The following is a 20324-nucleotide window of genomic DNA, read 5'->3' as shown; positions in this document are numbered from 1 at the left end:
CAGCTCCTGATCACTTCTGGGCCGCGGGCTCGCCGCCGTTTACGATTTCACCGGTCTTGATCACCTGGATGATCGGCATGCCGTCGCCGCCGCTGAGCAGGTAGTCGGCCGCGCCGGTATCGGCTTCCTGTGCATCGGCGATGCTGCGCAGCGCCAGCGACAGGCGTTCGGCCATCTGCTGGGCGACGGCGATCACCTTGGTCTGGTCGGGCGTGAGCTCCAGCGTCGCGGTGGTGCCGATGGCGGATTTCGAGCCGTCCTCGTTTTCCTGGATCTGCTGGTCGATGGCGAGCACGCGCACGTTCGACAGCACGGTCTCGGTGATGTAGGAGCCTTCCGGGCTCTTGCGCACCATGATGACGTCGACGCGGTCGTTCGGCAGGATGAAGCCGCCGGCGCCGGTAGCGACCGAGATCTCCGTCGCTACCGCCCGTTTGCCGGAAGGCAGCAGCGACGACATGATGCGGTTGCTCGAATCGGCGATCTTCTCCTGGCGGATCGGTTCGCCATTGAAGATCGGCATGCGGGCTATGGCGCCGTTGAGGCTCTCCATCGCATCCGGCCGGTTCTTGTCGGTGATGAAGCCCTCGACGATCGAGCCTTCCGGCCAGGCCGTCCAGGCGATCGTTTCCGGATTGAGCCGCGCGCCGACCGGCAGGCTTTCCTTAGCGACCAGCACGTTGACGGTCGCCTCGCGCTCGACGACGGCTTCGGTCTGCACGGGCGCGCCTCCGCCGGCGACCCGCAGGGCCAGAAGGCCCGCGACGCCCGCCGAAACGACGGCCACTGCCAGAATGATGATTCGCGCCGGTCTCATGTGGTTTCCCTGGGCTGCGGACTTTTCTATCCACCCACGCTAACCGGCAATGGTGTAATTATGGTTAATAACCGCCTTACGCGCATGGTTAACGCAAGACTAACGAAACCAGGCGCGGGACATGCATCGGCCCCGGCGCTTCAACCGGGGCTGGCAAGCAGGCATCGTGATGAAATGGCGGCCGGCCGCCTCAGCCGAGCGCCGCGACCATCAGCGGCGAGGACGGATAGGCGAGGAAGGCGCCGATCCCGATCGCGATGCCATAGGGCACCTTCTTGGCCTTGAGCAGGTGATCGGGAACCGGCAGGCCCGATGCGAGGATCAGGTTCGTCTTGGCGCGCAGGGAGAGGATTGCAATGGTGAGCAATCCGCCGAAGACGGAAACATAGACCAGGTATTCGACGAGGGAGAGGCTCATGCCGAACCAGACGGCACTGGCCGTCAGGAGCTTGGCGTCGCCGCCGCCCATGACATTGAGGGCGAAGAGCGCGAAACAGACGGAGAAGACGAGAAGGCCGGCCGCAAGATGCATGGCGATCTCCGTCAGGCCGAGGCCCGCCAGCGGCGCCACGACGACGAAGGCGACAAGGAGGATCGCCGAGACCCGGTTGGGGATGAGCATCGTCAGAAAATCGGAGCAGGCCGCGACCGCGAGGCAAAGCGGGAATACCACGAAGATGATTGCCTGGGCCATGATGCTCTCCTTTCGGCGCATGATGCGCCTCGTCCGTTTCGGAAAGGATAACTGAAAGCAAAAAGCCGCCTTTGCGGGGCGGCTTTCCGATATAGGGGCTACGCCTCCGGTCGCCGATTACTTCGGCACTTCGGCTTCCATCTTCGAGCCGAGCGTGCTGAACGTGTTGTTCAGCGAGTCGCCGAGCGCGCCGGCACCGGCGATCAGGGCAACGGAAACCAGTGCGGCGATCAGGCCGTATTCGATGGCGGTGGCGCCCGATTCGTCTTTCATAAGGCGAGCGAAAATCTTGGTCATGGTATTCTCCTAGCTCCACGATGTTGGTTCAGCACGTCCGCCAACTGTTTCCGTTGTTCGGATGGTTGCAACCTACAGGCAAGCCATTTCCATCGACTTAAGGAAACCGGTTAACAAAGCCTTGCCATGCGGTGGCCGGATTTATGGTGATCATTCGGTTAATCCCCTTACGCGCGCGTATTTTCCTTTGTTTGGCGCGGCTCGACGGGGCAGGCGGGCCAAACGGGCGGCAGATAAATCTACAAGGTTAGCGAGTGGCTTAAGTCTTCGTTCACCATTCGCAGCGATGCTGTTGGTGTTTTATCGCCGGGATGACTGTTTATGGGACGCGACTTGATCTTCGCTACGGGTGCCGCAAAGCTGGTGATGGCGGGCTTCGTCGTTGTGGCGACAGCCGCTTCCGCCCTTGCCGACGAACCGCTGATGCGCGTCTACATGGACCACGCCCGCGTGCTCAAGCTCGATCGCCCCGTCAGCAAGGTGATCATCGGCAATGCGGAGGTCGCCGATGCGACCGTGGCCGATTCCCAGACGATCGTCCTGACCGGCCGCAATTTCGGAACCACCAACCTGGTCCTGCTCGATGCGGACGGCAACGCCATCATCGACGAACGCATCCTCGTCTCGATCGACGAGGGCAACACGGTGCGGGTCTTCCGGCAGACGGACCGGTCGGTGCTCTCCTGCACGCCCAATTGCGAAGAGCACGTTGCCCGGAACAGGAGCGGTGGCTGACGCCCCGTCCCGCTTCGGGCGTCCGAATGCGGGAAACCGTTCAATTCTTCCCCTTTCCGCATACGAAATATAAACGGTCTGCGGCCTATCCTCGCCCGTGTCCAGCATTTGGGAACGGATCGCGATGTCGCTCGATCATGATGCACCTGTCCGCCGAAGGCCGAAGAAGGGCCTGTTCGGCCGCTTCCTTGCCCGGCGTGACGGCGCGACGTCCATCGAGATCGCGCTTCTCAGCCTGCCCTTCTTCATGATCGTCTTCGCCTCGCTCGAGACCTTCGTCGCCTTTTCCGCCGAACAGCTTCTCGCCAACGCCACCGAAACCATGGCGCGCAAGATCAGGACGGGCGAAATCCGCTCCTCGGGCAACGCCACCGTGGATACGGAGACGTTCCGCAAGGCCTTCTGCGACGAGATCGCCATCCTGATGCCCTGCTCGCCCCAGGAGATAAAAACGGCGGACAAGCTGTTTCTCGACGTCAGGAGCTTCGCGAAGTTCTCGGACATCCCGAAGACCACACCGCTCGTCGGCGCGGACCTCGACACGTCGTCCTTCAAGATCGCACCCGGCGGCAAGCGGACCATCAACATCGTGCGTGCCTACTATCGCTGGGACATCGTGACGGACCTCATCCGCCCCTATGTCTCCAACATCCGCGCGGCCGACGGCTCCCGGCAGAACTACCTGATGATCGCGACGGCCGTCGTCCAGAACGAGGACTATCCGTGATGCGCAAGGTCCTTTCCCCACCGGATGTCGTCAAGGGCTGGCAGGGTGCCGGGCGCGGCATGCTGCTGCGGCTGCGCCGCTTCGTCGAGGATCGCCGCGGCATCGGCGCCATCGAATTCGCCATCGTCGCCCCACTGCTGATGATGGCCTATGTGGGCGCCTTCGAGATCACCGTCGCCATCACCTCCCTGCGCAAGGTCAGCAGGGCCTCCGCGACCGTTTCCGACCTCCTGACGCAGAGCAGTTCGACCAACAAGGCGACACTCGACACGATGAAGGACGTCGTCGCCAAGGTCGTGGCGCCGTTCCCCACCAAAAGCGCCTATACGCTGAAGATCACCGGCATCGCCGTTGCGGCCGACGGCAAGGCAAAGGTCGCCTGGTCGCGCGACCAGGCGGCGAGCACCCCCTATGCCAAGGGAAGCGCGGTGACGCTGCCGAGCCACATGGAAGTCAAGGACACGTTCATCGTGCGCACGGAACTGTCGGTGCCCTATTCCATCCTGCTTCTGGCGCCGAATCTCGATTCGCGGCTCAACAAGATCAACCTTTCCCGCACGAGCTATTTCCGCCAGCGCGTCGGCAAGACTATCGACTGCTCCGACTGCTGATCCCGATCCCGTTCGCCTCGCGATTTCGCTTGAACCCGTTGCAAGGCCCGTGTCATGTCTCGCAGTTCATCCGGACGCGGACAGACGGCAGGTGATCCATGGCGCGAGCCTTTCTCTTCGTTCTTGATTCCTTCGGCATCGGCGGCGGTCCGGATGCGGCCGCCTTCGGCGATCTCGGCGCCGACACGCTCGGCCACATCGCCGAGTTCTGCGCGGCGGGCGTTGCCGACCGGCCGGGTCTGCGCCAGGGGCACCTGAAGCTCCCCAACATGTCGGCGCTCGGCCTGCTGCACGCCGCCCGCGCCGCCACGGGCCGTTTTCCGCAGGGCATGGACGTGCCGCAGCGCGTCTTCGGCTATCACGGCGCCGCCAGCGAGGTCTCCAACGGCAAGGACACGCCCTCCGGCCACTGGGAGATCGCCGGCACGCCCGTCAGCTTCGACTGGGGCTACTTTCCGGCGGAAGGCGGCGCCTTCGAGCCGGAGCTGGTGGAAGCCATAACGGCGGCCGGCAAGGTGCCGGGCATCCTCGGCAATTGCCATGCCTCCGGCACCGACATCATCGCCCGCCACGGCCTCGACCATATGCGCAGCGGCAAACCGATCTGCTACACCTCCTCCGATTCCGTCTTCCAGGTCGCCGCGCACGAGCGCGCCTTCGGCCTCGACCGGCTGCTCGCCTTCTGCGAAACGGTGCGAAAGATCCTCGACGAGCGGCCGGGCGGGCGCATCGGCCGGGTCATCGCGCGGCCCTTCGTCGGCGAGACGCCGGAGACCTTCGAGCGCACCGGCAACCGCCGCGACTATTCCGTGCTGCCGCCGGAACCGACCCTGCTCGACCGGCTGACGGAGGCCGGACGCACCGTGCATGCCGTCGGCAAGATCGGCGACATCTTCGCCCACCAGGGCATCGGCCGGCTCACCAAGGCGAACGGCAACATGGCGCTGTTCGACGCGACGCTCCGCATCATGGACGAAGCGGCGGACGGCGATCTCGTCTTCACCAACTTCGTCGATTTCGACATGCTCTACGGCCACCGCCGCGATGTCGCGGGCTACGCCGCCGCGCTCGAGGCCTTCGACCGGCGCCTGCCGGAGGTGGACCGCAAGCTGAAACCCGGCGATATCGTCATCCTCACCGCCGACCACGGCTGCGACCCGACCTGGCGCGGCACGGACCACACGCGCGAGCGCGTGCCGATCATGAGCTTCGGCCCGGGCCTGCGCTCGCGCCTGCTCGAAACCCGCACCACCTTCGCCGACATCGGCGAAAGCGTCGCACGCCATCTCGGCATTGCGCCGGGCCCGCATGGAAGGAGCTTTCTGTGACGAAACCCATGCCCAAGGCGGAGCTGCACTGCCATATCGAAGGCGCGGCCCCGCCGGCCCTCGCCCTTTCCCAGGCGCAGCGCTACGGTATCGACACCTCCGCCTTCATCCGCGACGGCGAATATGCCTGGGAGGATTTCACCAGCTTCGTCGCAAGCTACGACGCAACGGCAAACCTCTTCCGCACGGAGGAGGACTATGCCCTGCTCGCCGAGACCTACCTCACCGGGATCGCCGAAGCCGGCGCCGTCTATAGCGAGCTGATCGTCTCGCCCGACCAGGGGGACGCCGTCGGCATCGGCGCCGATGCCTATATAAGCGGCCTTGCCGAGGGCGCCGAGCAGGCCCGGGCGAGAACCGGCATCGAGACGCGCCTCCTCATCGTCGGCATCCGCCATTTCGGCCCGGAACGGGTGATGAAGGCGGCGGAATATGCCGCCCGCCGGCCGCATCCGCTGATTTCGGGCTTCAACCTTGCCGGCGAGGAGCGCATGCACCGCGTCGCCGATTTCGCGCGCGCCTTCGACATCGCCCGCGATGCCGGCCTCGGCATCACCATCCATGCGGGCGAGCTTTCGGGCGCCTTCAGCGTGCGCGATGCGCTCGACCATGTCCGCCCCACGCGCATCAGCCACGGCGTGCGCGCCATCGAGGACGGCGACCTTGTAAGACGGCTGGCCGACGAGGGCGTGGTGCTGGAAGTCTGCCCAGGCTCGAATATCGCGCTGAAGGTCTTCCCGGACTTCGAGCATCACCCGCTGCGCGCCCTTCACGACGCGGGCGTCCGCGTCACGCTCAATTCCGACGACCCGCCGTTCTTCCACACCTCGCTCGCCCGGGAATACGAGATCGCCTCCTCCGTCATGGGCTTCAGCGACGAGGCGCTGCTCGGCATGACGCGGACCGCGATCGAGGCCGCCTTCGTCGACGAACCGACGCGCCAGAGGCTGCTTTCGCGGCTTTGACGGGCAAGCCGGCTGGGGATGTTGCCGGCCGGGCGCGCTCCACTCTTGCGGCCTTGCGCCGTTCCGTGGAAAAAGAGGCGTTTACTCGTTTTCGGAAGGTTGGCCATGGACGGCGTCACAGTCATCGATCACCCGCTCGTGCAGCACAAGCTGACCATCATGCGCAAGAAGGAGACCTCGACAGGAAGTTTCCGCCGGCTCCTGCGCGAGATCTCCACCCTGCTCTGCTACGAGGTCACGCGCGACCTGGAGCTGACCACCGCGCGCATCGAGACGCCGCTGGAAGAGATCGACGCGCCCGTCCTCGAAGGCAAGAAGCTGGTCTTCGCCTCGATCCTGCGCGCCGGCAACGGATTGCTCGAAGGCATGCTGGAACTGGTGCCGTCCGCCCGCGTCTCCCATATCGGCGTTTATCGCGACCACGAGACGCTGGAGGCGGTCGAATATTTCTTCAAGGCGCCCGACAGCATCGACGAGCGTCTCGTCATCGTCGTCGATCCGATGCTCGCGACGGGCAACTCCGCTATCGCTGCCATCGACACGCTGAAGAGCCGCGGGGCGACGAATATCCGCTTCCTCTGCCTGCTCGCAGCACCGGAAGGCATCAGGAGCTTCCGCGCGCACCACCCGGACGTGCCGGTCTATACCGCGTCCATCGATCGCCAGCTCAACGAGAAGGGCTATATCGTGCCCGGCCTCGGCGATGCCGGCGACCGCATGTACGGCACGAAGTGAGCGGCTGACCGGACAGGGCCTCTGCCCTCTCCTCCGTCATGGTCGGGCTTGACCCGACCATCCACGCCACACCCCCCTCAAGTCACCCTCGGGTCAAGCCCGAGGATGACTTGAGGGGGGGAGCGAGGGTGCACGCGCCATTTACCAAACCGATCGAAGATCGTGGAGAGGGGCGCCGCCGAGCGCCCCTTTTGCCGTCCGTTAGCCGGATGCGTGCTATTTCGGGACAGATCCTCCCGGAGACTGTCCCATGTTCGTTCGCAGCCTTGTCTTTCTCATCGGTTCCGTCGTCGCGGCCGCGGCCTTCGTGCCCGGCGTTGCGACCCGCTATCTCGATGCGACCGCCAAGGCGCCCGAGGCGACGGTGGAGAAGGCGGCCGTGGAGACGGGCAGGAACGCGGCACGCTATACCGGCAACCGCAGCGCCGTCATCAGCGCCGATCCGAGCGGTCATTTCACCGGCCTCTTCGCCATCAACGGCCGCAAGGAGGAGGGCCTGGTCGATACCGGCGCCAGCATGATCGCCATCAACATCTCGACGGCGCAGCGCCTCGGCATCGCCAAGACGGACCTCGATTTCCGCTATGCCGTCGATACGGCGAACGGCAAGGCGCGCGCCGCCTATATCCGCCTCGACCGCGTCGAGATCGGCCCGGTGCGCATGGAGAATGTCGGCGCCATGGTGCTCGACGACAAGGCGCTGTCGGGCACGCTGATCGGCATGAGCTTCCTGAAGGGGCTGTCGTCCTACCGCGTCGAGGGCGGCAAGCTGCACCTCACCCGCTGATGCGCGTCAGGATGTCCGGCGAGGGCACGGGGGCCTCCGGCGCGATCCGGTAGAGCCCGGCAAGCCGCGCCGCGCCCTGCGCCGCGCTCTCCGCATCCGCCGCATGCGCGCGGCCGATCTCCTCGCCCTTCTCCACCGTCGTGCCGAGCGGCAGCAGCCGGTCGAAACCGACACGGTGGTCGATCCCGTCGTCCGGGCGGCTGCGCCCGCCGCCGAGTTCGATGACGGCAAGGCCGAGCCCACGCGTGTCGCAGGCGGCAAGATAGCCGGAATGCGGCGCGATGACCGGCCGGATGACAGGGGCGGGCGCAAGATAGGCCTCCGGTCGCTCCATGAGGTCGGCCGGGCCGCCGAGCGCCTGCACCATGCACCCGAACGTCTCGGCCGCCGCGCCGCTGGCAAGGGCCGTGGCGGCCCGGCCTTCGGCGGCGGCGATATCCCGCTCCAGCCCTGAGAGCACGAGCATTTCCGCCGCGAAGGCAAGCACGATGCGCTCAAGCCGCGTCCCGGCCTTTTCGCCCTTCAGGAAGGCGATGCAGTTGGCGATCTCGACGGCATTGCCGGCGGCATCCGCGAGCGGCTGGTTCATGTCGGTGATGAGGGCGGCGGTCGTGACCCCGGCCCCGTTCGCGACCGCGACCAGCGAGCGGGCCAGCGTCTCCGCCTCGCCGGTCTCCGCCATGAAGGCGCCGTTGCCGACCTTCACGTCGAGCACCAGCGACCGGAGGCCGGCGGCAAGCTTCTTGGAGAGGATGGAGGCGGTGATCAGCGGCACCGAATCGACCGTCGCGGTGACGTCGCGGATGGCATAGAGGCGCTTGTCGGCCGGCGCGAGATCCGCCGTCTGGCCGATGATGGCGCAGCCGACCTCCCGGACCGTGCGGCGGAAGCGCTCGGCGGAGGGCATGATCGTGTAGCCGGGGATCGATTCCAGCTTGTCGAGCGTACCGCCGGTATGGCCGAGGCCGCGGCCGGAGATCATCGGCACGGCAAGCCCGCAGGCCGCCGCGATCGGCGCCAGCATGAGGGAGACATTGTCGCCCACCCCGCCGGTCGAATGCTTGTCGGCGATCGGCCGGTCGATATCCGACCAGTCGAGCACGTCGCCCGAATCGCGCATGGCGAGCGTCAGCGCCACGGTCTCCTCGCGCGCCATCCCATTGAACCAGACCGCCATGGCGAAGGCCGCCACCTGCCCTTCCGAGACGCTGCCATCCGTGAGGCCGGTGACGAAGCGGGCGATCTCCCCGGCGGTGAGGGGCTCGCCGTTCCGCTTGCGGCGGATCGTCTCCTGCGGGAGCATGCTAGTAGCTCGCGGGCGGCGGCGGCGCGGACTGGCCGCCGAGCACGGAGAGGATGTCGCCGAGAAGGCCGGAGGCGCCGAAGCGGAAGGTTTGCGGCGTCGCCCAGCCTTCACCGAGGATCGAAGCGGCGAGCGCGAGGTATTCGCCTGCGTCCGTCACGGTGCGCACGCCGCCGGCCGGCTTGAAGCCGACCGGCTTGCCGCTGTCCCTGATCGCCGTCAGCATGATCTCGGCGGCCGGCAGGGTCGCATTGACGGACACTTTTCCGGTCGAGGTCTTGATGAAGTCGCTGCCGGCGGCAATGGCGAGGTTCGACGCCTTGCGGATGAGCGCCGCATCCTTGATCTCGCCGGTTTCCAGGATGGTCTTGAGACGCACCGGCGGCGTGCAGGCGGCCTTGACCGCCGCCACCATCTCGCTCACCGCCGTCGCGTTGCCGGCGAGGAAGGCACGATAGGGGATGACGAGGTCGATCTCGTCAGTGCCGTCGGCGATCGCCTGCTGCGTCTCCGCCAGCACGTCCTCGACCGCAAGGCCGCCGGAGGGGAAGTTGACGACGGTCGCGATCTTCACCGCGTGGCCCGCGCCGAGGATGCCCCGCGCCTGCGCCACGAAGCGCGGCCAGATGCAGATGGCGGCCGTGTTTCCGAAACGCGTCTGCGCCTGGGCGCAGAGCGTGTCGATGGCGGCGGCATCGCAGGTGTCGGTGAGGTCCGTCAGGTCGAGCAGCGAGAGCGCCTTCTGCGCGGTGGCCTTGATGCTGTCCTCATGCATGGTCTTCGTCTCCGCCCGCAATCATTTCGGCAAGGATCGCGGCAAGCCGCTTCCCGCCGATCGGGGCCATGTCCTTGGTTTCGTGATGGCTGAGTTCGCCGCCCGTCATGCCGGCACCGAAATTGGTGATGACCGAGGCGGCGGCGACCTTCAGGCCGAGATGGCGGGCGATCAGCACTTCCGGCACGGTCGACATGCCGACGGCATCGGCGCCGAGGACGCGCGCCATGCGGATCTCCGCCGGCGTTTCGAAGTTCGGTCCCGAGAACCACATATAGACGCCGGAGGACAGCGGGATGGCCAGTTTTGCGGCTGCCCTGTCCATGCGCGCGGCAAGGTCCGCGTCATAGGCATTGGTCATGCCGACGAAGCGGTCGTCGCTGTCGATGCCGATCAGCGGATTGGCGCCTGAAAAATTGATGTGGTCGGAAATGCGCATGACCGAGCCGGGCGGCATGTCCTCGCGCAGCGAGCCTGCCGAATTGGTGAGGATGAGCGACGTGATGCCGAGCCCCTTCAGCACCTCGATGGGCGGACGCATGGCATTGGCGTCGCCGCGCTCGTAATAGTGCACGCGGCCGGACAGCACGATGACCGGCACCGCGCCGAGCGTGCCGATGACCATTTCGCCGGCGTGTCCCGAGACGGAACTGACGGGAAAGCTCGGCAGGTCCGAATAGGGTATGCACAGCGGGTTCTCGACGGCCTCGACAAGCGAACCGAGGCCGGAGCCGAGCACGATGCCGTAGCGCGGCAGGACGCCGCCGAGGCGGGCGCGAAGGAGTTCTGTCGTTTCCGCACTCATCCGATCACATCCGTTGCAAAGCCGTGCGGCAGCAATTCTTCCATGGTCATGGTCTTCTTCACCCCGGTCTCGTCGCACAGGTAGATCGGCGTCCTGGCGGTGGCGAATTCCGCGATCTTCTGCCGGCAGCCGCCGCAGGGCGGGCAGAGCGGCAGCTTCTCGGCGATGACGGCCATTTCGACGATTTTTTTGTTGCCGGCCATGATCATGTGACTGATGGCGGTCGGCTCGGCGCACCAGCCCTGCGGGAAGGACAAGTTCTCGATATTGGCGCCGGTATAGATATTGCCGTCCTCGGCGCGGATCGCCGCGCCGACGGGGAATTTCGAATAGGGCGCGTGCGCGAAGGCCATCGCGGCGCGCGCCGCCTCGAAGAGGTCGTGGGACATTTTCAGCGCTCCTTGACGTAGGGCACGCCGCCGGCCTTCGGCGGAATGGCCTTGCCGATGAAGCCTGCAAGCAGGATCACCGTCAGGATATAGGGCAGCGCCTGCATGAACTGTACCGGCACCCTGCCGATCAGCGGGAAGGCGTAGCCCTGGTAGCGGATGGCGAAGGCATCGAGGAAGCCGAAGAGCAGGCAGGCGAAGAGGATGTTCTTCGGCCGCCACTTGGCGAAGATGAGGGCCGCGAGCGCGATATAGCCCTTGCCCGCCGTCATGCCCTTGGTGAAGCCGGCATTGGCGGCAAGCGAAAGGTAGGCGCCGGCAATGCCGCACAGGATGCCGCAGCAGATGACGGCGCGGTAGCGCAGCCAGATCACAGAGATGCCGGCCGTATCGACCGCACCCGGATTCTCGCCGACGGCGCGAAGGCGAAGGCCGAAGCGCGTGCGGTAGAGGATCCACCAGCTCGCCGGCACCATCAGGAAGGCGAGATAGGTCAGCGGCGAATGGCCGGAGAGCAGTCCCGAATAGAGCGGACCGAGGATCGGCACCTCGCGCACCGCATCGGCAAACGGCAGCGTGATCCGCCCGAAGCGGCCGTCCTCCGTCAGCGCCGGCGTGCGCCCGCCCTGGCGGAACCAGGCCTCGCCGAGGATGACCGTGGAACCGGCGACGACGAAGTTGATGGCGACGCCCGAGACGATCTGGCTGCCGCGCTGGGTGATCGAGGCATAGCCGTGCACCAGCGAGAGCAGCACCGAGACGAGCACGGCGGCGAAAAGCCCCATCATCACGGATTGGCTGATATAGGCGACGCAGCCGGCCGCGAAGGCCGCGCCCAGCATCTTGCCTTCGAGCCCGATGTCGAAGACGCCGGCCCGTTCGGTGAAGAGGCCGGCAAGCGCGGCAAGGATCAGCGGCGTCGAGAGGCGGACGGTCGACTGGGCCAGCTCGATGAAGACCTGAAAGAAATCCATTGATATCAGGCTCCCTTGGTGGCGGCGACGTCGCGCGTCTTCGGCGACAGCCCGAGGACGAGGCGCGTGATGGCCGGGCGGAACATGTGCTCGAGCGCGCCGGCAAACAGGATGACGAGACCCTGGATGATGACGATCATGTCACGCGAGATGGATGGCATCTCGAAGGAGATTTCGGCCCCACCCTGGTAGAGCATGCCGAAGAGCAGCGCCGCGGGAATGATGCCCGCCGGATGCGAGCGGCCCATCAGCGCCACGGCGATGCCGACGAAGCCCGCGCCCTGCACGAAGTCGAGCTGCATGCGGAACTGCTCGCCCATGATCGGGTTCAGCGCCATCATGCCGGCCAGCCCGCCCGAGATCATCATGGTGATGACGATGATCTTCGCCTCCTTGATGCCGGCATAACGCGCGGCGGCGGGGCTGTGGCCCATGGTGCGCATCTCGTAGCCGAGCCGCGTGCGCCAGATCAGCACCCAGACGCCGAAGGCGGCAAGAAGCGCCAGCAGGAAGGAGATGTTGAACGGCGCCGTGCCGACGGAAAGGCCGAAGATCGACATCAGCCAGTCGAGCTTGGGCAGCTGGCCGCCGGCATCGAAGGTGCGGGTTTCCAGCGACATGGAGCCGAGCGGCTTGAACACCTTGTTGAGCAGATAGTTCATCAGGCTGGCGGCGATGAAGTTGAACATGATCGTCGTGATGACGATATGGCTGCCGCGCCTGGCCAGCAGCCAGCCGGGGATGAGCGCCCAGAGCGCGCCGAAGAAGGCGGCGCCGAGGATCGCGATCGGGAAGACGAGATACCAGGGCAGCGTATGGTCGAAGGACAGGCAGGCGAGCGCCACGCCGATGCCGCCGATATAGGCCTGCCCCTCGCCGCCGATGTTGAACAGGCCGCAATGGAAGGCGACGGCCACGGCAAGGCCGGTGAAGATGAAGGTGGTCGTATAGTAGAGCGTGAAGCCGATATATTCGCCGCGGCCGAAAGCCCCGTTGATCATGTGGTAGGCGGCTTCCAGCGGGCTTTCGCCGACGATGAGCACGACGAGGCCGGAAATCAGGAAGGCGACGGCGAGGTTGACGAGCGGGATCAGGCCGTATTCGGCCCAGCCGGGCAGTTTCGCGTGCGGGACACTCATTCCGCGGCCTCCTTCCGGCCTTCCACCCCGGCCATCAGGAGGCCGAGTTCTCCTTCGGTGGCATCGGGCGTGCGCTCGCCGACGACGCGGCCGGCGAACATGACCAGGATGCGGTCGGACAGCGCGCGGATCTCGTCCAATTCGACCGAGACGAGCAGCACCGCCTTGCCCTGGTCGCGCATCTCGATGATGCGCCTGTGAATGAACTCGATGGCGCCGACATCGACGCCGCGCGTCGGCTGGCCGATGACCAGCACGTCCGGGTCGCGCTCCATCTCGCGCGCCAGCACGATCTTCTGCTGGTTGCCGCCGGAGAAATTGGCGGTCTTCAGCCGCGGGTTCGGCGGGCGGATGTCATAGGCGGCGATCTTCTCCTCCGCATCGGCGCGGATGGCGTCGATGTCGAGCAGCATGCCCTTGCGGTACTTCGGATCGTCGTGGTAGCCGAGGATGGCGTTCTCGCTTTCCTCGAATTTCAGCACGAGGCCGACATGGTGCCGGTCCTCCGGCACATGGGCGAGGCCGCGCTTGCGCAGCTCGGCCGGGTCGGCATGGCCTGTGACGTCGATGGGCTTGCCGTTCAGCAGTACGGTGCCGGATTTCGCGCGGCGGATGCCGGAGATCGCCTCCAGCAGCTCCGACTGGCCGTTGCCGGCAACGCCGGCAATGCCGACGATCTCGCCGGCGCGGATGTCGAAGGAGACGTCGTCGACCATGGTCACGCCGCGGCTGTCGCGCACGGTGAGGTTCTTCACCGAGAGCTTGACGTCGGCAGGCTTCGCCTCGCCCTTTTCGACGCGCAGCAGAACGCGGCGGCCGACCATCAGCTCGGCCAGCTCCTCCACCGAGGTTTCCTTCGTCGTGCGCGTCGCCACCATCTCGCCGCGGCGCATGACGGAGACCTCGTCGGTGATCGCCATGATCTCGCGCAGCTTGTGGGTGATGAGGAGGACGGTCTTGCCCTCGGCCTTCAGCTGCTCGAGGATGCGGAAGAGGTGGTCGGCCTCGGCCGGCGTCAGGACGCCCGTCGGCTCGTCGAGGATGAGGATATCGGCCCTGCGGTAGAGCGCCTTCAGGATTTCCACGCGCTGCTGGATACCGACCGGCAGTTCCTCGATGACGGCGTCCGGATCGACCTCCAGCGCATATTCCTTCTCCAGCCGCTTCAGCTCGGCGCGCGCCTTGGTGATGCCGGCATTGAGGATCTGGCTCTCTTCCGCGCCGAGCATGATGTTCTCCAGCACGGTGAAATTCTCCACCAGCATGAAATGCTGGTGCACCATGCCGATGCCGGCGGCGATCGCCGCGTTCGGATCGCGGATATCGGCCTTCCGGCCGTCGACGAGGATGTCGCCATGGTCGGCCTGGTAGAAGCCGTAGAGGATCGACATGAGGGTGGATTTGCCGGCGCCGTTTTCGCCGATGATGCCGTGAATGGTACCCTTGCGGACCTTCAGGTTGATGTTCCGGTTGGCGTGGACGAGGCCGAAGCTCTTGTCGATGCCCTGCAGTTCGATTGCCAATTCGCTCATGACGATCCACTCTTACGGGGATTTGAGGCCGACGGGCCTTTCGGCCGACCGGTCTTAGTCTTGTTGCTTCCGCCGCCCTTGTCCAGTCCGATTGCGGGCCCGGGCCTCTACCGCTATAGCTCCTGTCGCCCGGCATTCGGCCGAGGAGGAAAGCCATGACCATGCCCGACCGCCCCGACGAGACCGGGGCCGACCGCCTCGCCCGCCTGGAGGAACACGTCGCCCATCAGGCCAACACGATCGAGGAGCTTTCCGACCAGCTCGCCGAGCAATGGCGCGTGGTCGAGCAACTGCGGTCGAAGCTCGACCGGCTGACGGAACGGTTCCTCGCGCTGGAAGAGGGCTCTCTCGACGCCCCGGCCATCACCCGCCCGCCGCATTACTGAAGCACGTCCAGCAGGCGCGCACCGGTTTGCCTGCGCAAGGCAAGCCGGGATCCGGGAAGACGGAATCGGCCCGTCTGCGCGATGCAAACGGGCCGTCGCTGCCGCTTAGTAGGGGCAGGTCTCGTCCGACATGTAGTCGTGCACCTTCACCGTGCCGGCGATGATGTCGGCGCGGGCCTTGTCGACCGCGGCCTTCATTTCCGGGGTGATGAGCGGCGCGTTGTTCTCGTCCATGGCGACGTCGACGCCGTTCTCCTTGAGGCCGAGCACGTTGACGCCGGGCTGGAACGTATCGTTCTTGGCGGTGATGAACGCATCGTAGACGGCGACGTCGACGCGCTTGACCATCGAGGTCAGCACCTTGCCCGGATGCAGGCCGTTCTGGTTGGAATCGACGCCGATGCCGAGCTTGCCCGCATCGACGGCCGCCTGGAGGACGCCCACGCCCGTGCCGCCGGCCGCGTGATAGACCACGTCGGAGCCCTGGTCGAACTGCGACTTGGCGATCTCGCCGCCCTTGACCGGGTCGTTCCAGGCATCCGGCGTCGTGCCCGTATAGGCTTCGAGCACGTTCATGTCGGAGCCGAGCGACTTGACGCCGCCGATATAGCCGCAGGCGAACTTGTGGATCAGCGGGATATCCATGCCGCCGACGAACGAGACGGTCTTCGTCTTGGACGCCATGCCGGCGAGGATGCCGGCGAGCCAGCCGCCCTCTTCTTCCTTGAAGACGACCGAACGGACATTCGGCTTGTCGACGACCATATCGATGATGGCGAACTTGGTGTCCGGATATTCGGCCGCGACCTTCTCGAGCTGGGCCGCCCAGGAGAAGCCGGCCATCACGATCGGGTTGTTGCCGTCGCTGGCGAAGCGCCGGAGCGCCTGCTCGCGCTGGGCGTCATTGGCGATTTCGAAGTCGCGATATTCGATACCGGTCTCGGCCTTGAACTTCTCCGCGCCGTTATAGGCTGCCTCGTTGAACGACTTGTCGAACTTGCCGCCGAGGTCATAGATGATCGCCGGCTTGATGTCCGCGGCAAACGCGCTTGCCGACATGGCGGCCGTGGCAAGAAGGGTGAGAAGGGTTTTTTTCATTGTGCAGCCCTGTTCGCTATTGGTTTTATAGGGACCTTCCGCGTGGGCGCCCGAAAGGCGCGCAACGGAGCCACCGACCCGTTCCCTTGGGTCAGGCTGGCGGCATCCTTGCACGGCTCCGGGAAAAATTCACCAGAAATTTTTCAACTGGTAAAAAATAGAAGCCGCCGCGAAAGCCCTTCGCGGCGGCGCGCATCCTTCTGAAAATCCTGCGAAATCAGCCGATGGCGCAGGAAACGCCCGTGCCCCGCAGGCCGCAATAGCCGCCCGGGTTCTTGGCAAGATATTGCTGGTGCACATCCTCGGCGAAGTAGAACGGCCCGGCCTCGGCGATCTCGGTGGTGATCCTGTCGGTGCGTCCCGCCGCCGTCAGCGCGGCCTGGTAGGCGTCGCGCACGCGGCGCGCGGTCGCAAGGTCCGCCGCGTCGTCGAGATAGATCGCCGAGCGGTAGGTGGTGCCGATATCGTTGCCCTGGCGCATGCCCTGGGTCGGGTCGTGCGCCTCGAAGAACGCCTTCAGCAGCGTCTCCAGGCTCACCTCGGCGGGATCGTAGACGACGCGCACGACCTCGGCATGGCCGGTCAGGCCCGTCGTCGTCTCGTGATAGGTCGGGTTGGGCGTGAAGCCGCCGGAATAGCCGGCCGCCGTCACATGGACGCCCGGGATCTTCCAGAGCAGCCGCTCGGCGCCCCAGAAACAGCCCATGCCGAGCAGCACGGTCTTGAAACCGTCCGGATAGGGGCCTTCCAGCGGCCGGCCGTTGACGAAGTGGGTCTTGGACGTCGGGATGGGTTCGGCGCGGCCTGGCAGGGCTGCGCCGGGCGCGGGCATGACGGTCTTCTTGTTGAACATGTCGATCAGGAACATTTCTGGCCTCCTGGCCGGTTGGGCAATTCCAGCGAAGGTGCAAAGCGTCTGGCTTGGCGGCACCTGCGCGAAAAGGCGTGTTTCAGGCGGTGAAGCGGCCCGCGACGGGCGGGCGCCGGTAGGCGATCACCCAGAAGAACAGCGAGACGGCGAGCAGGACGACAAAGGCCGGCTGCGAGAGCACCCACATGGCCGCCGGATCCCAGGCATAGGGATGGAGGTTGCGCATGATGCCGTCGGCGACGAGCGCGATCGTGTCCGGGCTGGCCGTGCTCCAGGCGACGGCCAGCGGCGTCAGCACCGGCTCGGAGGCCGAAACCGACTGGATCGCATCGATCGTGCCCGCCATGACGGCGACGACAAGAGCAACGAGGCTGATGGCCTTCAGGATGAACCGTATCATCGCGCACTCTCCAGATATCGCCCGCGCAAGCCCAAATCCGCTCCGCTTCATTCCTGCCTATAGATAGGAAGACGTCCAGCCCTGCGCAATCCTTCGCCCGAACCCGAACATCCTTCAAAAATCTGTCAGAAAGCGGTTGATCCCGCCGCAAACCTCGGTATATATCGCGCCGTCCCGCCGGAATGGAAACAGGAAAGCGGTCCGCGCCGGATTGACCGTCGGCTGCGAGCGGACGGACAGGTGGCCGAGTGGTTGAAGGCGCACGCCTGGAACGCGTGTATAGGGGAAACTCTATCGAGGGTTCGAATCCCTCTCTGTCCGCCATTAACCATTGATTTTCCTGCATATTTTTAGATTTGTTCCGGCCTTTGCCATGCCTGTACCCATGTTTATTTTTTGATGAAAATTCTACTTTTGGGCAAAGAAAAACCCGCCCTTTCAGGCGGGTCTCTGCGTCAACAGGAAACACCACCTATTTGAAATCGCGGGCGATGCAGACAAAGCAGGAATCGTGATTGATGCTGACCCGCCACTGCCCGCCATGGAGGCCCTGCATAAGCTCTGCGAGGTAGTTGGCGACGGATGTCACTTCATCGGCCGCAAGTGAGCTAGTGAGCAACTGTGAGGCAAGGGATGCCGGTATAGCCGGCCGGGGAGAAATCGCCTTCATGCCGTTGCCTCGTCGAGATAATGCAGGGCGGAGCGCAGCGCGTTCTTGGCTACCGGATCTATCTGGTCGCCATCATCAATCGCAAACCGGATCGCCGCTTTGACGCCCTCGATGCTGGTTGTCGGGATGACATTTCTCAGGAGCTTTTGCTCAACCGCCCCGTACGTTTCAGCAACGTAACGCTCCTCATTCTGTCGAAAATCGTCGTCCTCGGGGATGGCGCAAAACGCTTTCGTTGCCTCCCTGTATTCGTTGAGTGCTGCAAGAAGCGGATCAACCGGGGGCAGATCATCAGCGTCGGGCAAGCGCAGTTGCGAGTAGACGCCTCGGCAGTCAATGGTGACCCGCTCCACGCTCATCTCTGGATCGTCGCGCAGAGTTTGAGCAATCCTGCGGCCAAGCCGGCTGATCGTCTGCATGGGGAATTCCCCGAGACGGGGACTGTCTTCCTGGAGCATCCCGAAGCCTACGGCGTATTCGTAGCCGGCAGGGAGGATGTATCCGAATTCGGCGTCTCCGGTATCGGCAAGAGCCTGAGACAGTTCCTTACCGAGGCGACGAGCCTTCGTCCAAGGATGCTCTGGCACAGCAGGTTCCAGTGCCGCGAGATAACTCCCGACAACCGTGTACTTGTTTACAGTGTTGAGGAAGCCTACGAGATGGCCTTTGGTCGCATGGTTCGCGACCATGTCGGAAACGATCATGTTGAGAAGAGTGCTATTTCCTAACGTCGGGTACTTGCCTAAAAAGGTGATGAACTCCTCGCCACATTTCTTGCCGAAATCGGCGTCGTCGCGGTAGCTTCCGCGACCTTCGATGTCAGCCCAATAGTCATAACCGCCTCCTTTCTTCCGCTTTTTGATGAAACTCAGCGTGCTGACGGCTGGCGTCTGAATGCGCGGCGTGTCGTCAGAATCTTGCGAGAACTGGCGCTCTGCCGTCTCCGCCGCCTCCGCAGTGGCGGAAAGCATTGTCGCAATGCTCTGCTCCACACGGATATCGTCCTGAGAGAGACGTTCAGGCGTCTTCGTGCTATTGGATCTAGTAGCCATGATCGAAATCCTACTTTCGGTTAGGGTTAGGGCCGAACAGGAGCGCCAACTCTTGCTCGGCTCGCATATTTCGTATATGCGGTATATTCAAAATCGTCAATAACGCATATGTGAAATATTAACTATGGGTAGACCGCCGGAATTTCCGACCAAAAAGCTTGTTGGCTTTGACCAAGAAATGCTCGACGCGCTGGATGAGTATCGTGCGAGACAAAAGCCAATTCCTAATCAGTCAGAAGCCATCCGATCTATCTTGCGGCAGTGGCTGAAGGACAATGGCTTCCTTAAATCGTCGTAACGTCCGAGTTTATTTCCACAGGGTGGTGTCTCAGACTGGTTGAGGTTGCACCGTGTACCGTCATACTCGGCAAATCCGTGCAACATGGAGACCACCGTTTTACGGAGCGGGTCTGACTGGGACATTGTCACCGCACTAAAGGATATGGGGAATTGAGAGTTTTCCACGCCTCACCTCGCCGCTGGCTCGCAGTCGGCGTCCTGCTCGCTGCCATGTTGCTGATCGGACTGACGCTGGGCCTGCCATGAGGAAGCAATTAACTCTGAAGGCGACCATCGCCATTCCCTACATCTTGATGGCCCCCCATGCTGGTGCGCAGGATTACAGGCCAGTTCACTTCTCCGCCCCTAATGAGCAGGAAGTGTACGACCTTCTGATGCACGCAAACGTGGCTTACTTCGGCTACCGGTGCAAAGTTTCAGAGGGCAGCTATGGCGACGACCTGCTTTCCCATGCACTGAAGCTCTCGAACGAAACCGGTGTGGATGCACGCGTTTTCAGCGCCATTCAAAGCCTAAGCGAGTGGCAGTTTACGGCGGCCTATCCGGAATTTGACGATGACACACCGGGAAGTGCGGCATGCTCATCACTTCATTCAACGCCGGCATTCCACGAAATGACATTGATGCATGACAAGGTGGCAGGCTGAGTTGCGGCTTGCGCGCTACCGGCGCCTCTGCCAGCATGGGGCGATGGCCCAACGATCTATCCTACGCCAAAAAGACATGGAACGCCTGATCAAGGCGGCCGAGAACACCGGGGCAGTTGTCCAGGTGGACATGAAGACAATGATCGCGACCATTTATCCCGCGGTCAAAGAATCGAAGAAAGCTCCTCAGACCATTATACCCGCTCACCTGCTTTCCGGCGTTCGGCTTGCCCGAGACGGCAAGGAGAATTGGGACGATTGATCCCTTGACTCAAGCGTGCATCGTG

The 20324-nt window shown here is 64.3% G+C and carries 25 protein-coding genes and 1 tRNA gene; 12 read left to right on the top strand and 14 right to left on the bottom strand.

Annotation, left to right across the window (positions count from 1 at the left end; all coding sequences use genetic code 11):
* Positions 1–10: 10 nt before the first annotated feature.
* The 3 genes from cpaB to AABF56_RS19785 form a co-directional block, all read right to left on the bottom strand.
* On the bottom strand, positions 11–817 hold the full coding sequence (gene cpaB / locus AABF56_RS19795; RefSeq protein WP_244770377.1) for a Flp pilus assembly protein CpaB: 807 nt from the start codon (positions 815–817) through the stop codon (positions 11–13).
* Between the two features lie 190 nt (positions 818–1007).
* Positions 1008–1511 (bottom strand): A24 family peptidase, encoded by a 504-nt coding sequence (locus AABF56_RS19790; protein WP_244770378.1) that lies wholly within the window; start codon positions 1509–1511, stop codon positions 1008–1010.
* 117 nt (positions 1512–1628) lie between these two features.
* Positions 1629–1808 carry a Flp family type IVb pilin gene (locus AABF56_RS19785; RefSeq protein ID WP_244770379.1) on the bottom strand — a complete coding sequence of 60 codons (180 nt, stop codon included), beginning with the start codon at positions 1806–1808 and terminating at the stop codon, positions 1629–1631.
* Positions 1809–2174: 366 nt separating this feature from the next.
* On the opposite strand from AABF56_RS19785, the gene AABF56_RS19780 reads away from it, so the two are divergent.
* From AABF56_RS19780 to AABF56_RS19750, 7 genes are all read left to right on the top strand, one after another.
* Positions 2175–2543 (top strand): pilus assembly protein N-terminal domain-containing protein, encoded by a 369-nt coding sequence (locus AABF56_RS19780; RefSeq protein ID WP_317633324.1) that lies wholly within the window; start codon positions 2175–2177, stop codon positions 2541–2543.
* Positions 2544–2667: 124 nt separating this feature from the next.
* Positions 2668–3270 (top strand): TadE/TadG family type IV pilus assembly protein, encoded by a 603-nt coding sequence (locus AABF56_RS19775; RefSeq protein ID WP_244770380.1) that lies wholly within the window; start codon positions 2668–2670, stop codon positions 3268–3270.
* Entirely contained in the window at positions 3270–3881 is a 612-nt protein-coding gene (locus AABF56_RS19770; RefSeq protein WP_272807538.1) for a TadE/TadG family type IV pilus assembly protein, read from the top strand. Before AABF56_RS19775 ends, AABF56_RS19770 begins: the two co-directional genes overlap by 1 nt.
* A gap of 98 nt (positions 3882–3979) precedes the next feature.
* A complete protein-coding gene (locus AABF56_RS19765) occupies positions 3980–5209 on the top strand; it encodes a phosphopentomutase (RefSeq protein ID WP_272807248.1) in 1230 nt (409 codons plus the stop codon).
* A gap of 8 nt (positions 5210–5217) precedes the next feature.
* A complete protein-coding gene (locus AABF56_RS19760) occupies positions 5218–6174 on the top strand; it encodes an adenosine deaminase (protein WP_443021166.1) in 957 nt (318 codons plus the stop codon).
* A 105-nt stretch (positions 6175–6279) separates the two neighbouring features.
* Positions 6280–6909, top strand: coding sequence for a uracil phosphoribosyltransferase (gene upp / locus AABF56_RS19755; protein ID WP_064332141.1), 630 nt, complete (start codon positions 6280–6282; stop codon positions 6907–6909).
* A 250-nt stretch (positions 6910–7159) separates the two neighbouring features.
* Positions 7160–7696: a TIGR02281 family clan AA aspartic protease gene (locus AABF56_RS19750; RefSeq protein ID WP_272807246.1), complete on the top strand. Its 537-nt coding sequence runs from the start codon at positions 7160–7162 to the stop codon at positions 7694–7696.
* Here AABF56_RS19750 and deoA read toward each other — a convergent pair.
* From deoA to AABF56_RS19715, 7 genes are read right to left on the bottom strand one after another with little or no spacing between them, the layout of a single operon-like run.
* Positions 7686–8999 carry a thymidine phosphorylase gene (gene deoA, locus AABF56_RS19745; RefSeq protein ID WP_272807245.1) on the bottom strand — a complete coding sequence of 438 codons (1314 nt, stop codon included), beginning with the start codon at positions 8997–8999 and terminating at the stop codon, positions 7686–7688. The two genes, AABF56_RS19750 and deoA, sit on opposite strands and share 11 nt — an antisense overlap.
* A 1-nt stretch (position 9000) precedes the next feature.
* Positions 9001–9774 carry a deoxyribose-phosphate aldolase gene (gene deoC, locus AABF56_RS19740; RefSeq protein WP_272807244.1) on the bottom strand — a complete coding sequence of 258 codons (774 nt, stop codon included), beginning with the start codon at positions 9772–9774 and terminating at the stop codon, positions 9001–9003.
* The gene (locus tag AABF56_RS19735) at positions 9767–10579 is read right to left on the bottom strand and encodes a purine-nucleoside phosphorylase (protein WP_272807243.1); all 813 of its coding nucleotides are present in this window, start codon (positions 10577–10579) and stop codon (positions 9767–9769) included. Before AABF56_RS19735 ends, deoC begins: the two co-directional genes overlap by 8 nt.
* Entirely contained in the window at positions 10576–10968 is a 393-nt protein-coding gene (locus AABF56_RS19730) for a cytidine deaminase (RefSeq protein WP_272807242.1), read from the bottom strand. The genes AABF56_RS19735 and AABF56_RS19730 overlap by 4 nt, the downstream gene beginning before the upstream one ends.
* Positions 10969–10970: 2 nt before the next feature.
* On the bottom strand, positions 10971–11942 hold the full coding sequence (locus tag AABF56_RS19725) for an ABC transporter permease (protein ID WP_244770390.1): 972 nt from the start codon (positions 11940–11942) through the stop codon (positions 10971–10973).
* A gap of 5 nt (positions 11943–11947) precedes the next feature.
* Positions 11948–13081 carry an ABC transporter permease gene (locus AABF56_RS19720; protein ID WP_064332134.1) on the bottom strand — a complete coding sequence of 378 codons (1134 nt, stop codon included), beginning with the start codon at positions 13079–13081 and terminating at the stop codon, positions 11948–11950.
* Complete coding sequence (locus tag AABF56_RS19715; protein ID WP_272807241.1) at positions 13078–14613, bottom strand: ABC transporter ATP-binding protein; 1536 nt, start codon at positions 14611–14613, stop codon at positions 13078–13080. Before AABF56_RS19715 ends, AABF56_RS19720 begins: the two co-directional genes overlap by 4 nt.
* Positions 14614–14774: 161 nt before the next feature.
* Between AABF56_RS19715 and AABF56_RS19710 the strand changes: the two genes are divergently transcribed.
* Positions 14775–14999 carry a SlyX family protein gene (locus AABF56_RS19710; RefSeq protein WP_244770457.1) on the top strand — a complete coding sequence of 75 codons (225 nt, stop codon included), beginning with the start codon at positions 14775–14777 and terminating at the stop codon, positions 14997–14999.
* A gap of 105 nt (positions 15000–15104) precedes the next feature.
* Here AABF56_RS19710 and AABF56_RS19705 read toward each other — a convergent pair whose 3' ends face one another.
* The 3 genes from AABF56_RS19705 to AABF56_RS19695 form a co-directional block, all read right to left on the bottom strand.
* Positions 15105–16097, bottom strand: a complete 993-nt coding sequence (locus AABF56_RS19705) for a BMP family lipoprotein (RefSeq protein WP_244770393.1) — start codon at positions 16095–16097, stop codon at positions 15105–15107.
* 217 nt (positions 16098–16314) lie between these two features.
* Positions 16315–16965 carry a peptide-methionine (S)-S-oxide reductase MsrA gene (msrA, locus tag AABF56_RS19700; RefSeq protein ID WP_244770394.1) on the bottom strand — a complete coding sequence of 217 codons (651 nt, stop codon included), beginning with the start codon at positions 16963–16965 and terminating at the stop codon, positions 16315–16317.
* Positions 16966–17047: 82 nt separating this feature from the next.
* Positions 17048–17368 carry a hypothetical protein gene (locus tag AABF56_RS19695; protein WP_244770395.1) on the bottom strand — a complete coding sequence of 107 codons (321 nt, stop codon included), beginning with the start codon at positions 17366–17368 and terminating at the stop codon, positions 17048–17050.
* Between the two features lie 234 nt (positions 17369–17602).
* On the opposite strand from AABF56_RS19695, the gene AABF56_RS19690 reads away from it, so the two are divergent.
* Positions 17603–17692: transfer RNA gene (locus AABF56_RS19690), tRNA-Ser, on the top strand.
* A 342-nt stretch (positions 17693–18034) separates the two neighbouring features.
* Here the strand turns inward: AABF56_RS19690 and AABF56_RS19685 are convergent.
* Positions 18035–19090, bottom strand: coding sequence for a hypothetical protein (locus AABF56_RS19685; RefSeq protein WP_272807240.1), 1056 nt, complete (start codon positions 19088–19090; stop codon positions 18035–18037).
* Positions 19091–19214: 124 nt separating this feature from the next.
* Between AABF56_RS19685 and AABF56_RS37790 the strand changes: the two genes are divergently transcribed.
* The 3 genes from AABF56_RS37790 (at position 19215) to AABF56_RS19675 (ending at position 20299) form a co-directional block, all read left to right on the top strand.
* Positions 19215–19388 (top strand): ribbon-helix-helix domain-containing protein, encoded by a 174-nt coding sequence (locus AABF56_RS37790; protein ID WP_443021138.1) that lies wholly within the window; start codon positions 19215–19217, stop codon positions 19386–19388.
* Positions 19389–19632: 244 nt separating this feature from the next.
* A complete protein-coding gene (locus AABF56_RS19680) occupies positions 19633–20037 on the top strand; it encodes a hypothetical protein (RefSeq protein WP_272807239.1) in 405 nt (134 codons plus the stop codon).
* Between the two features lie 76 nt (positions 20038–20113).
* The gene (locus AABF56_RS19675; protein WP_272807238.1) at positions 20114–20299 is read left to right on the top strand and encodes a hypothetical protein; all 186 of its coding nucleotides are present in this window, start codon (positions 20114–20116) and stop codon (positions 20297–20299) included.
* The last annotated feature ends 25 nt before the right edge of the window (positions 20300–20324 follow it).

The organism is Shinella sp. WSC3-e (assembly GCF_945994535.1).
GTDB classification, from domain to species: Bacteria; Pseudomonadota; Alphaproteobacteria; order Rhizobiales; family Rhizobiaceae; genus Shinella; species Shinella yambaruensis.
Note: the sequence above shows the minus strand (reverse complement) of the source record. Positions and strands in the feature narration are given on the sequence as shown.